The organism is Streptomyces sp. NPDC048483 (assembly GCF_040651455.1).
In the GTDB taxonomy this organism is placed as follows: domain Bacteria; phylum Actinomycetota; class Actinomycetes; order Streptomycetales; family Streptomycetaceae; genus Streptomyces.
In genome coordinates, this window is the sequence record NZ_JBEZJZ010000102.1 from 17,490 (window position 1) to 29,661 (window position 12,172).

At 72.0% G+C, this 12,172-nt stretch carries 10 protein-coding genes; 5 read left to right on the top strand and 5 right to left on the bottom strand.

The features are described from left to right. Positions 1-27 precede the first annotated feature (27 nt). The 3 genes from AB0D04_RS34265 to truB all read left to right on the top strand — a co-directional run bounded on the left by AB0D04_RS34265 (position 28) and on the right by truB (position 1,774). Positions 28-321 (top strand): DUF503 domain-containing protein, encoded by a 294-nt coding sequence (locus AB0D04_RS34265; protein ID WP_362711287.1) that lies wholly within the window; start codon positions 28-30, stop codon positions 319-321. Between the two features lie 65 nt (positions 322-386). Next, a complete protein-coding gene (gene rbfA / locus AB0D04_RS34270) occupies positions 387-851 on the top strand; it encodes a 30S ribosome-binding factor RbfA (RefSeq protein ID WP_362711288.1) in 465 nt (154 codons plus the stop codon). Then, positions 848-1,774: a tRNA pseudouridine(55) synthase TruB gene (gene truB, locus AB0D04_RS34275; protein WP_362711289.1), complete on the top strand. Its 927-nt coding sequence runs from the start codon at positions 848-850 to the stop codon at positions 1,772-1,774. Before rbfA ends, truB begins: the two co-directional genes overlap by 4 nt. Before the next feature lie 68 nt (positions 1,775-1,842). On the opposite strand, the gene AB0D04_RS34280 is transcribed toward truB, so the two are convergent. Both AB0D04_RS34280 and AB0D04_RS34285 read right to left on the bottom strand, forming a co-directional pair. Continuing rightward, entirely contained in the window at positions 1,843-3,066 is a 1,224-nt protein-coding gene (locus tag AB0D04_RS34280) for a hypothetical protein (RefSeq protein WP_362711290.1), read from the bottom strand. Positions 3,067-3,593: 527 nt separating this feature from the next. Beyond that, a complete protein-coding gene (locus AB0D04_RS34285) occupies positions 3,594-3,842 on the bottom strand; it encodes a hypothetical protein (protein WP_362711291.1) in 249 nt (82 codons plus the stop codon). Positions 3,843-3,953: 111 nt separating this feature from the next. Between AB0D04_RS34285 and AB0D04_RS34290 the strand changes: the two genes are divergently transcribed. After that, positions 3,954-4,901 carry a bifunctional riboflavin kinase/FAD synthetase gene (locus AB0D04_RS34290; protein ID WP_362711292.1) on the top strand — a complete coding sequence of 316 codons (948 nt, stop codon included), beginning with the start codon at positions 3,954-3,956 and terminating at the stop codon, positions 4,899-4,901. Between the two features lie 107 nt (positions 4,902-5,008). Here the strand turns inward: AB0D04_RS34290 and AB0D04_RS34295 are convergent, their stop codons facing one another. The 3 genes from AB0D04_RS34295 to eccE all read right to left on the bottom strand — a co-directional run bounded on the left by AB0D04_RS34295 (position 5,009) and on the right by eccE (position 10,063). Beyond that, positions 5,009-7,654: an SCO5717 family growth-regulating ATPase gene (locus AB0D04_RS34295; protein ID WP_362711293.1), complete on the bottom strand. Its 2,646-nt coding sequence runs from the start codon at positions 7,652-7,654 to the stop codon at positions 5,009-5,011. Between the two features lie 340 nt (positions 7,655-7,994). Beyond that, positions 7,995-8,834: a hypothetical protein gene (locus AB0D04_RS34300; protein WP_362711294.1), complete on the bottom strand. Its 840-nt coding sequence runs from the start codon at positions 8,832-8,834 to the stop codon at positions 7,995-7,997. Further along, complete coding sequence (eccE, locus tag AB0D04_RS34305; protein ID WP_362711295.1) at positions 8,834-10,063, bottom strand: type VII secretion protein EccE; 1,230 nt, start codon at positions 10,061-10,063, stop codon at positions 8,834-8,836. Before eccE ends, AB0D04_RS34300 begins: the two co-directional genes overlap by 1 nt. Positions 10,064-10,408: 345 nt before the next feature. Here eccE and AB0D04_RS34310 point away from each other — a divergent pair, with 345 nt between their 5' ends. Beyond that, the gene (locus AB0D04_RS34310) at positions 10,409-12,070 is read left to right on the top strand and encodes a type VII secretion protein EccB (RefSeq protein WP_362711296.1); all 1,662 of its coding nucleotides are present in this window, start codon (positions 10,409-10,411) and stop codon (positions 12,068-12,070) included. The last annotated feature ends 102 nt before the right edge of the window (positions 12,071-12,172 follow it).

Here is a 12,172-nt window from a genome sequence, read left to right on the forward strand (position 1 = left end):
CCCCACGGGTGGCTTGACCCGTCTTGCATGTACGTAGGGACGCTGTCCTTTGACCTGCTTCTCGGCGACGTACGGTCGCTGAAGGAGAAGCGCTCCGTCGTCCGCCCGATCGTCGCCGAGCTGCACCGCAAATACGCGGTGAGCGTCGCCGAGGTCGGGGACCAGGATCTGCACCGCAGGGCCGAGATCGGCCTGGCGGTGGTGTCCGGGGACGCCGGGCATCTCAACGATGTCATGGACCGCTGCGAGCGCCTGGTCGCCGCACGGCCCGAAGTGGAGCTGCTGTCGGTACGCCGGCGGCTGCACGGCGACGACGACTGACCTGTGACCGGGCACGTCGCCGCCGGTGGAAGCACAATTGTGGAAGAAAAGAAGGAGACGGACCAGTGGCCGACAATGCGCGGGCGAAGAAGCTGGCGGACCTCATCCGGGAGGTGGTCGCCCAGAAGCTGCAGCGCGGTATCAAGGACCCGCGGCTCGGCACGCATGTGACCATCACGGACACCCGGGTCACCGGCGACCTGCGGGAGGCGACGGTCTTCTACACGGTCTACGGGGACGACGAGGACCGTGCCAGCGCCGCCGCCGGCCTGGAGAGCGCCAAGGGCATCCTGCGCTCCGCGGTCGGCGCGGCGGCCGGCACGAAGTTCACGCCGACCCTGGCGTTCGTGCCGGACGCCCTGCCGGAGAACGCCAAGACGATCGACGACCTGCTCGACAAGGCGCGGGCCTCGGACGCCAAGGTGCGCGAGGTGTCCTCGGGCGCCCAGTACGCCGGTGAGGCCGACCCGTACCGCAAGCCGGGCGAAGACGCTGACGAGGCAGACGACGAGGGCCGAGCGGCAGAATGAAGCGTGAGAGCAACAAGCCGGGCGGTCTTGTCATCGTCGACAAGCCGGCCGGCTTCACTTCGCACGATGTCGTGGCGAAGATGCGCGGCATGGCCCGCACCCGCCGGGTCGGGCATGCCGGCACGCTCGACCCGATGGCCACGGGCGTGCTCGTCCTGGGCATCGAGCGGGCCACCAAGCTCCTCGGCCACCTCGCGCTGACGGAGAAGGAGTACGTCGGCACGATCCGGCTCGGCCAGACGACGGTCACGGACGACGCCGAGGGCGAGATCACCGCGGCAAAGGCGGCGCACGGCATCGCGCGGGCGGACATCGACGCGGGTGTCGCCGAGCTGTCCGGGGCGATCATGCAGGTGCCGTCGAAGGTCAGCGCCATCAAGATCGACGGCAAGCGGTCCTACTCGCGGGTGCGGGACGGTGAGGACGTCGAGATCCCGGCCCGTCCGGTGACCGTCTCCTCGTTCGTGGTGTATTCGGTGACCGAGACGGAGGCGGCGGACGGCACCCCGGTGACCGATCTGCTGGTCTCCGTCGAGTGCTCGTCCGGTACGTACATCCGCGCGCTGGCCCGCGACCTGGGCGCCGGGCTCGGCGTCGGCGGCCATCTGACGGCGCTGCGCCGCACCCGGGTCGGCCCGTACAAGCTGGACCGGGCGCGCACGCTCGAGCAGCTGCAGGCCGCGGTGGACGACACCGAGGGCCCCGGGCTGCCGGTCATGCCGGTCGGCGAGGCGGCCGCCGCCGCGTTCACCCGCTGGGACGTGGCCGAGCCGCAGGCACAGCTGCTGATGAACGGCGCACGGATCCCGATCCCGCGGTTCGAGGGCAGCGGCCCGGTGGCCGCGTTCGGGCCGGACGGCACGTTCCTGGCGCTGGTGGAGAACCAGGGCGGGAAGGCGAAGAGCCTGGCCGTGTTCGGCTGACGCCGAGGAGGCCTGCGGGTGGCCGGTTCCGGTGCGTGGATGCGCTCCGGGACCGGCCACCGGCCGTTTCAGTACGCCCAGGTCCTGGGGCGGCCGTTCCTGGTGAGTCCCGCCCGCTCGGCGAGGGCGTCCGCCTCCGGGCTGCCGGAGCGCCTCTTGCCCGGCTTCGCGGGCTTCACCCGGACCACCCGTACGGGCCCGGCGCCACCGGGGGCGGACACCGCGCCGCCGTAGCGCAGATCGCCGGCGAACCAGAACCGCTCGGCGGCGTCGAAGCGCCTGCGCAGCGGGACCGCGCGCAGCCGGACCGTACGGCCCCGCTCCGGCTTGAGGACCAGGACCTCGCCGTCGTGCGCCGACCCCGTCACCTCGGGCTCGCCGTACAGCTCCTGCCAGGGGTAGGTCCGCAGGGTCCGCTCCAGCCGCCGCGTCCCGCCGGCCGCCAGTGCCGCGGTCAGCAGCGTGAACGGCGCGACGAGCAACAGCACGAGGGCGGCCGGGAGCAGCGGATCGGGGTCGTCCCGCAGCGAGATGGTGACGAAGAACCCGGTCAGCGCGGCGAGTTGGCCGTACAGCGCGATCCGGCGGCGGACGAGGGAGCGGCGCAGGCCGGTGGCGGTGGTTCCATGGTCCAGGGCGACCTTCGCCGCGTCGTCCACCGGGGCCGGGCCGTTCTCGAGGGCGCCGGCCGGTGGCGCCACCCGCGCGCCCACGGCCAGGGCGCGGGCGCGCGCTCCGGCGTCCAGCGGTCCGGCGTACGCCCGCAGCCGGGAGTCGCGCGCCGCGGGCCGCGCGAGCATCGTCATCCGCCGGGGGCCGGGCAGCGCGAGGACGCCCAGGAAGCGGGGGTCGCCGGCGAACCACACCTCGTCGGGCGCGTTCTCGAACCTGCTGTCCACGGGGAGCCGCAACTCCTCACCGGGGACGTCCGGGTGGGGCAGGACCAGGTGGTGCCGCCCGTCGTCATCGCGGCGCAGGACGCCGTTCAGGCGCTGCCACGGGTACGTCCGCAGGACGCGCGCCTGGTGGCGGGTGTGCAGCGTGCGGGCGAGGGCGCGGCAGCCGCCCAGCAGGGCGGCGCAGGACAGCGCGTACAGGAGCGGGAAGCCCCAGCTCACGATCGCTTCCGGGAGCCGCGCGAGGGCGGTCTGGGCCGCGAGCGCCAGGCAGAGCAGAAGCAGGGTGGACGTGGCGGTGGCCGCGGTACGGTGCCGGATCGCGCGGGTGGTGGGCGGGTCGTCGGCCGCCGTGCGGGCGGCTGGGTCGGCCGGGCCGGCCGCACGGGTGGTCACGGGGTGCACCTCTCGACATCACTGGGCGTGCACCTTACGGGAGGGGTTCGCGGGAGCCCAGGCCGCCGGTGGAGGCGGTGGAGCGCGGCCCCCCGGCGCCGGCCCGCGCTCCACTCTCCCCCTCGCCTTGTCTCTGTCCAACGCGCCCCGGCCATTCACTCCTTCGGCTGGGCGCTCGGAGTGACTCGAGGCGCGTACGGGGGCGCGTTCGACCGCTTCCCTCGGGATCCTCAGGCACCGTGCTGACCAGCCATGAAGCGGGGGCAGGGCTGGCGCGGGTGGTGCCCGAGCCCCTGGCGGACCCGGTGGCGGACCCGGTGGCGGACGAGGGCCTGGGCGGCGCACCGGCGGGCGGTGCGGGCCGCGCAGGGGAAGCGGCCCCGCCCGGCGGCCGCCGACGCCGTGACACCCCTCCCGGAGGCCGGGCCGGCCCTCCTGCGGATCGACGGGCTCCCCGCCCCGCCCCGCTCCTGATCGCCGCGGGCCGGACCCCGCGCCGGGGTGACGTACACGGCGGCCGGTCGCCGTCATCTCCTGGACGGGGCGAGGGAGTTGGTGACGTCGATCACGCCACGGCGGGCGAGCTGCTGGACGCGCTCACCGAGGACGAGCCGTCGCAGGCGCGCCGGGCCGCGCCGCCGGGCGTACGGCATGCGGCCCGAGCGCCGTGGCGCCGCCGGGCGTACGGGCCGCGCGTCGCCCTGCACGCCACCGGAGAGGCCGGCCGCGCCCCGCTCCGCCGGGCCGCCCCCGCGCGGGAATCCGTCCTCGCGCACCGGCGGGGCACCCTTCGCGCGAAGCACCGCCCCCGGCATGGCAGTCTTAGACCTGCGTCATGGTGAAGTGGCGCAGTGGACGGACAAGGGTTCGGGCGAGGAGCGGGCACAGTGCAGCGCTGGCGTGGCTTGGAGGACATCCCCGAGGGCTGGGGACGCAGCGTCGTCACCATCGGCTCGTACGACGGTGTGCACCGCGGCCACCAATTGATCATCGGGAAGGCCGTCGCGCGCGCCCGTGAGCTGGGCATTCCCGCCGTGGTCGTCACCTTCGACCCCCATCCGAGCGAGGTCGTCCGCCCCGGCACCCACCCGCCGCTGCTCGCACCGCACCACCGGCGCGCGGAGCTGATGGCCGAGCTGGGTGTGGACGCCGTACTGATCCTCCCGTTCACCAAGGAGTTCTCGCAGCTGGCACCGGCCGATTTCGTGGTCAAGGTGCTGGTCGACAAGCTGCATGCGCAGGTCGTCGTCGAGGGCCCCAACTTCCGCTTCGGCCACAAGGCCCGCGGCACGGTCGCCACCCTCGCCGAACTCGGCGCCACCTACGACTACACCGTCGAGGTCATCGACCTCTTCGAGCGGGGCGTGGCGGGCGGCGGCGAGGCGTTCTCCTCCACGCTCACCCGCCGCCTGGTCGCCGAGGGCGATGTGACCGGTGCGAGGGAGGTCCTGGGGCGGCCGCACCGCGTCGAGGGCGTCGTCGTACGGGGCGCCCAGCGCGGCCGCGAAATGGGCTTCCCGACGGCCAACGTGGAGACCCTGCCGCACACCGCGATCCCGGCCGACGGCGTCTACGCCGGCCTGCTGCACGTCGAGGGCGAGGCGATGCCGGCGGCGATCTCGGTCGGCACCAACCCGCAGTTCGACGGCAAGGTGCGCACGGTCGAGGCATACGCGATCGACCGCGTCGGCCTGGAGCTGTACGGCCTGCACGTCGCCGTGGACTTCCTCGCCTACATCCGCGGCCAGGAGAAGTTCGACACCCTCGACGCCCTGCTGGAGCGGATGGCGATCGATGTGAAGCAGGCGCGGGGACTGATCGCCGAGGCGACCTGAGCGGGACGCACGGGGCGGCCACGCCCTGGATCACCCGGAGTTGAGGCCATACGGGCAGGGGCCCCGCACCATGTGCGGGGCCCCTGCCCGTATGCGCTACGCCCGCCTCACTGCGGAGGCGGCTGCTGCGTCCACCCGCCCCCGTCCGGAAGCGGCGCGTCCGGAGCGGGCTGTTGCTGCTGCCAGCCGGCCGGCGGCTGGCCGGGCTGCTGGGTCCAGCCGCCCTGCTGCGGCGGATAGCCGGCCGGCGGCTGCGCGGGCTGGCCCTGCTGCTGCGGGTAACCCTGCTGCGGCTGCTGGCCCTGCTGCGGGTACTGCTGCTGCTGCTGGGCGTACGGGTCGCCGCCCATCTGCTGCTGCTGCGGGTAATAGCCCTGCGCCTGCTGCTGCCGCGCGAAGTCCTCGGCCACCAGGGCGGAGAGGTGGAAGTACGCCTCGCGGGTCTTGGGCCGCATCATGTCGAGGTCGACCTCGGCACCGGCGGCCAGATGCTCGTCGAAGGGGACGACGACCACACCGCGGCACCGGGTCTCGAAGTGCGACACGATGTCATCGATCTTGATCATCTTGCCGGTCTCACGGACACCGGAGATGACCGTGAGACCGCGCTGCACCAGGTCGGCGTAGCCGTGCGCGGAGAGCCAGTCCAGGGTCGTACTGGCGCTGCTCGCACCGTCCACGGACGGCGTGGAGATGATGATCAACTGGTCGGCGAGGTCGAGGACCCCGCGCATCGCGCTGTAGAGCAGACCCGTACCCGAGTCGGTGAGGATGATCGGGTACTGCTTGCCGAGGATGTCGATCGCGCGCCGGTAGTCGTCGTCGTTGAACGTCGTCGAGACGGCCGGGTCGACGTCGTTGGCGAGGATCTCCAGGCCGGAGGGGGCCTGCGAGGTGAACCGGCGGATGTCCATGTAGCTGTGCAGATGCGGGATCGCATGCACCAGGTCACGGATGGTCGCGCCGGTCTCGCGGCGGACCCGTCGGCCGAGCGTGCCGGCGTCCGGGTTGGCGTCGATCGCCAGGATCTTGTCCTGCCGCTCGGACGCGAGGGTGGAGCCCAGCGCGGTGGTCGTCGTGGTCTTGCCGACGCCGCCCTTGAGGCTGATCACCGCGATCCGGTAGCAGGACATCACCGGCGTACGGATCAGCTGCAGCTTTGCCTGACGCTCCGCCTCTTCCTTCTTCGCGCCCAGCTTGAACTTGGACGGCTGGGCATTGGCGCCCGGCTTGCGCTTCTTGGGCTGGTTGCGCAGCAGCCGGTCGGAGCTCAGCTCGACGGCGGCGCTGTAGCCGAGCGGCGCGCCCGGAGCGGCCCGCTGCTGCGGCTGCTGCTGGCCCGGCTGCGAGTACGACGCGTAGTTCGCCGCGGCGTTCGGGTCGGCGGCCTGCTGACCGGGGAAGGGCTGGGCCTGCTGGGGCTGTTGCGGTTGCTGAGCCTGGGCCTGCTGTTGGGCCTGTGCCTGTGCCTGTGCCTGTTGCTGGGCCTGGGCCTGGGCCTGCTGGTCGTAACCGGGCGCCGCCTGCTGCGGGTGCTGGCCCTGCTGCGGGTAACCCTGCTGGGGCTGCTGGCCCTGCTGCGGGTAGCCGTAAGCGCCCTGTGGTGCGGCCGCGTTGGGGTTCTGCTGCGGCTGCTGGGGCTGCTGCTGGGGGTAGCCGTATGCGGGCTGCGGATAGCCGTAGGCGGGCTGCTGCTGCGGCTGCTGGCCCTGCTGTGGGTAACCCTGCTGGGGCTGCTGGCCCTGCTGGGGGTAGCCCTGGGGCTGCTGCTGGGGCTGGGCGGGAGCCTGCTGCTGTGGCTGCTGCTGGGGCTGGGGCTGCGGCTGGGCCTGAGGCTGCTGCGGCTGAGCGGCCTGGGGTGCCTGCTGCTGCGCCATGCGCGGGTCGGCCGGCTGGAACTCCGCCGGCAGCGGCGGCAGTCCGCCCTGCTGGGGCTGCTGGCCCTGCTGCTGACCGTCCGCGGCGCCCCAGGGAGCGCCCTGCTGCGGTACGCCCTGCTGGGCCTGGGCCTGGGGCTGCGGCTGGGCCTGGGGCTGAGCCTGGGGCTGAGCCTGCGCGGGCACGCCCTGCGGCTGGCCCTGGGCGGGCTGCTGACCCTGTGCGGGCGCCGCAGCCGCCTGCCCGTCGGCCGGCGCGGGCTGCTCGGGCACCTGCGGCGCGGGGGCGGGGGCAGGCGCCTCGGCGGGGGAGTTGGCCGCGGCGGCCTCCGGCTCGGCCGCGGGAGCCGCCTCCGGTTCTGCGTCCGAGGCCGCGTCATCGTCATCGTCGTCGCCCCAGAGCGAGGCCGAGGGGTCGACCCCGCTGCCCGTGCGCATGTTGCCCTCACCGGCGTCCGCGGCAGGCGCGGCCTCCGGCGACTCGGCAGGAGCCGCCACCGGCTCGGCAGGCGCCTGCGGCGCGGCCGGGGGAGCCTGCGCGGCCGGTGCCTCGCCGCCCGTCTCATTGGGGCGCAGCATCGGGAACCCGGGCGGCGCGGCCTCCGCGGGCGGGGTCACCGGCGCCGGCACACCCTGCGCCGGCACGCCGGGCGCGCCCTGCGGGGGCCCCTGCTGCGGCTGCGCGGTGGGCGGAGTTGCGGGCGCGGGCGCAGGAGGCGGCGTGGGGGCGGCACTCGAGCCGCCACCACTGGTGTCGTTGCTGGCATACCAGGCCGGAGCGGTGAAATCGATCTTGAATTCGCCGGTCAGATCGAACTCTGACTGGTCGTCGTCAGGATCGTTCCCGTCCGGACGGAAAGCCTCCTGGTCCCTCACTGTGCCTCCTGGTCTACTGCTGCAACGCACCTGAACGGCAGGACCGGATACAGGCGGATCGATCGGATGTCACGGACGTCGGAACACGCCACCCGGGGCTGCGCCAACACTGCTTGTCTCCATCCCCGTGCCGACCGCCGTCACGGGCCGCCGTCGTGGTGTGCGTCGCTCTCAACGCTCTCCACACAGCCTAATCAAGAGTTGGCCCATAACGGCAGTCGATGCCATGTCGTCTTCAAGCCCCATCGGCACGCCTACGGGCGCACCCGTGGGATGCGCCCGTGGATCGTGCCCCGGCCGGCGCGCACGCACCGTGCGTGCAGCCGGCCCACAACTGCGGTCAGTCCATACGGCGCGGCCCGCCGAGCAGGTTGGTCTCTGCCTCCGTCGGCTGGGTCATCACGAACTGGTGCCCGTCGCGCGAACACCACAGCATGGCGTTGTCGCTGAGCGTCGGCAGCACCGCACCGACCTGCTCGGGCAGCCGCATGATTCGCGTCACAACTTCCGCCTCTTCGGGTGACAGCCGCTGCAGACCGACCAGATCGGCGCGAGAGAGCATCTGCGGTGACCTCGGCCCCAGGAACGGCAGCACGGTCAGCACCGACTGCCAGGGGCTGGGTGCGAGCTGATTGCGCGGCGGCCGCGCACCCATGTCGCGGACGACCAGGACGGGGCTGGAAACCGACGGTCCCTGTGGCGCGATCTGGCGCACCTCATGGATCGACACACACTGCTGCCCGCCGCCCGCGGCCTGCGCCATCTGGCCCCAGGCCTGCGGCCGCGCGGTCTCCACCGCGACGCGCGCCCCGGTGGCGACCGTACGCAGCGCCAGCACCTGCGCCATCCACATGCTGCCGACCAGCGCGATCTCCATCGGCGCGGGCCGCAGCAGGCTGAGCACGGCGGGCTGGTTCTGCGGATCGATGCCGATGATCACGCCGTCGTCGCCGACCGACAGGGTCAGCGCGCCGAGCGATTCGGGCGTCAGGACATGCGGGTTGCGCCGCGGGCCGCGCAGCCCGAAGCCGGGCCTGGGCTTCGGACCCGTCGGGCCCTGCTCCTCCTCCTCCGGCCGGGGCTGGTGGTTGAGCCGGCGGGCGCCGTCGCCCCCGATCGGGGGGTTGCGCCAGCCGTTGCCCTGGACATTGACGCGGGGCTGATAGGTGGGAGTGGCCATCAGCGGGTACCTCCGAGGGGAAGCGTGGCCAGCAGGCCGGGCAGCTGCTCACGGTCGAGCCGCACGAGACCGACCTTCACGGAACCGGAACGGCGCTCCAACTCGTTCTGCGCCGCGGAGAGTTCGTTCTCGCTACGGGTCGACAGCCGGACGTAGCCGGAGATGGCCGGGGCGCGGCCGCCGCCGTGCGTGGCGGTCAGCGCGAAGGTGCTGGCCATCGCCCTGGTGCTGGTCAGCAGCTGGGTGACGGCCGCCAACGGTGCGCCGCCCGGGCCCAGTTGGGGCCACCGGCCGATCCAGTAGGTGGAGTGCCAGCGGTCGTCGCAGCGCATCGCCCGGGTCGTCTCCTGGGTGCGGCGGGCAACCCGCCCGTCCCGTCCCATCGCGCCGTTGGCGGCCCGTGGGCTGACGCACACCGCGGTGCCGACCGCGGCCACGACCTCGCGCTCGGCGAGCACCTTGGCGCCTACGCCGTGCGCGGTGAGCCGGCTGACGAGCTGGTCGGCGGCGCGCAGCAGCGAGCGCTGAGCGCCCTCCACCCCGCCGCCGCGGGCCTCGATGGCCTCGGAGCACAGCTCCGGGTCGAGCTTGAGCGCGATCCACGTCAGCTGCAGGGCGGGCGTCTGGGCCTGCGCCTGCAGCGGCGCGTACGAACGGGCCGCGACGGCCTGCTCGGGCAGATGCGGCGCCGGCGCCGGCTGGGTGTACTGCACGAACTGCACCGACTCCAGGTGGATGTCCTCCACGTCGAGCGCGGTGTGCAGCACCTCGAGCGGCATCATGTGGCTGCCTCGCTGCGGCCGCAGCGGCTCATCGCGGGCGTCCACCTGGACGATGGCCGTCAGGAACGTCCCGTCCCCGACGAAACCGATGGCGCGCTGGTCCGAGTCCGTCGTGTACTCGTAGGTCCGCAGCGCCGGTTCGCACTCCACGACCGGGGCGAATGCCGGGTCGACGCCCTGCGTGGCGGCCAGCGCGGAACTGCTGTCCTTGCCACGGCGCTTCATGGCGCGCACGGTCGTGATCCACTCCGGCAGCGGAATCTTGCGTCGCCGGCCGAGCGCGAAGACGACCAGTACGGCCGCCAGCACGATGGCCACGATCAGTGCGACCGGGTGGTCGATCGACAGACCCACCAATACCAGCGCGGCGGCGATTTCGACGATGGCCAGCTGCTGTACGCGGACGCCGCCGATATTTCCCGCCTGCTGACGCAATCGCGGCGACACCGGGCCGGACGGACGTGGTTCCGAACTCCGGCCGCGATTTCCTCTATTGCCCCGAGCTGTGCCGTTTTGGCCAGCATTTCCCGCGTATTGCGGTGCAGCGGAAGGCTGTTGCTGCTGTTGCCGCCCGTTGCGGCGTCGAGCCCTGGTGGCGCTGGACATCCCCCGGCCTGCTCCTCTACTGGTGGTGTGGCCTCTAGGCGTATCGGCCGCCGCTGAGACTGGTGCGTTGGAAGGTGGCACCCGTACCGTACGGGTCGATCGACACACGGCATAGTAGAGGGCGCTACGGCGTGAGTGCCGGGGGCGGTCGTTGGTGGATCCGACAGGCGGGGAGAGAAAGCAACAATGGCATCACGTCGGGACGAGCTGAATGCGTATTCGTTTGCGCGAAAGCGCACGAATGCGGCATTTTTGAAGCCGTTGCCCAATGGCTCGATCGAGAGCGCACCGAAACCGCTGAAAGCGGTGGTGCCCAGCATCATTGTGAGTGTCCTGATGCTGGTGGGATTCGGGGCGTGCGGCATTCTCAAGCCGGTTGCGCCGCAGGGGTGGGACAAGGTCGGCGGCAACGTACTCGTCGGGGACAAATCCACCACGCGGTACGTCGTGTTGGACGACACGGCCAACGGCAAGCACCAGAAGCTGCTCCACCCCGTCCTGAACCTCGCGTCGGCCCGGCTTCTGCTCAACCCGGACAACTTCACCGTTCTCAAGGTCGACGAAAAGCAGCTGGACGGAAAGATCTCGCACGGCCCGGCCGTCGGCATCCCGTTCGCGCCCGACCGGCTGCCCGCCCCGGAGGACGTCGACAAGCCGAAGACCTGGGCGGTGTGCAACCGCCCCGGCAGCAGCAGCCAGAGCAAGCCGCAGCAGGCCGTGTTCGTCCTGGGGGGCGACGAAAAGAAGAAGGTCGAGACCCGGGAGGGCAAGCTCGACCTGAACCAGGCGCTCTACGTCAAGGGTCCCGACGAGAAGTACTACCTGGTCAACAGCAACGGGGTGAAGTTCGAGTTCGACGCCACGTTCAAGCTGGATGCCCCCCAGCACCACAAGCCCATGTCCAAGAACGACGCCAAGCTGGCCAACGAAAAGCTCCGCCGGATGGTCTTCCACGGTGAGGAAGCGCAGCAGGTCACCCAGCAATGGCTCGACACGCTCATCACGAGTCCCCTCCCGATCTTCGAGCCGGAGGTGCCGGGAGCGGGCATGAAGTCCCAAGCTCCCGCCAACGCCGTCCCGGACAACCTCCGCACGGTCGGCACGGTGGTCGAGGACAGCGCGTCGGGCAAGAAGTACGTCGTCACCCAGAATGACGTCGAGAAGGTTTCCGACTTCATCGCCAACATGCTGAGGGTGGGGAAGAACGCCGACGCGGTCAACCACGGCTCTGGCCGGGAGCTGCAGGTGGAGTCGCTGGCCAGCGGGTCGATCAACCCGGCATCGGACGAGGACGGCCGCGAGGACAAGAAGTTCTACGGCAAGTTTGCGGGGTACGAGAACCCCTGGCCGGACGACGACGTCTCCATGGCAAACACCTTCAAGGGTACGCAGACCGGCCTGCCCACCGCCGCGGAGAGCGGCGTGTCCTGCAGCGTCTACAAGGGCACCACCACCAAGTTCGAGGGCAGCGCGGCATTCGGCTACCCGAACGGCGTTCCGGTCATGGGTGCCTGGGTCGGCAAGGACTACCCGGCGAAGATCGCTCCCGGTTCCAACTCGTACGTCACCCCCGGCAGCGGGCTGCTGTACCGGGAGGCGAAGACCGCCCGTACGAAGAAGGACGAGGGCTCCCTGTTCCTGGTCACCGACACCGGCCTGCGCTACTCGGTGCCGACCAACAACGACGGTGACAAGGCCGGCAAGGCCGACCAGGAGGTCGGGCAGAACCAGATGCGCCTCGGCTACAAGGACGCGAATGTGCCGTCGCTGATGGCGTCCTGGTCCCAGCTGCTCTCCGCGGGCCCGGCGCTGAACTACAAGGTCGCGAAGCAGCCGCAGGCTTCCTGACGCCCTTCCGGTCCGCTCGGAGCCATTTGGAGGCCGTGGCGGGGCCCCCCCCCGGGGGGGCCGCCCCGCCCCCCCCCCAAAACAACCACCCCAACACCCCAC

Excerpts from the sequence above, each read along its gene's own strand:
- AB0D04_RS34265 (WP_362711287.1), top strand. The coding sequence starts at position 28 with ATGTACGTAGGGACGCTGTCCTTTGACCTGCTTCTCGGCGACGTACGG.
- truB (WP_362711289.1), top strand. The coding sequence starts at position 848 with ATGAAGCGTGAGAGCAACAAGCCGGGCGGTCTTGTCATCGTCGACAAG.
- AB0D04_RS34300 (WP_362711294.1), bottom strand. The coding sequence starts at position 8,834 with ATGGCCACTCCCACCTATCAGCCCCGCGTCAATGTCCAGGGCAACGGC.
- AB0D04_RS34310 (WP_362711296.1), top strand. The coding sequence starts at position 10,409 with ATGGCATCACGTCGGGACGAGCTGAATGCGTATTCGTTTGCGCGAAAG.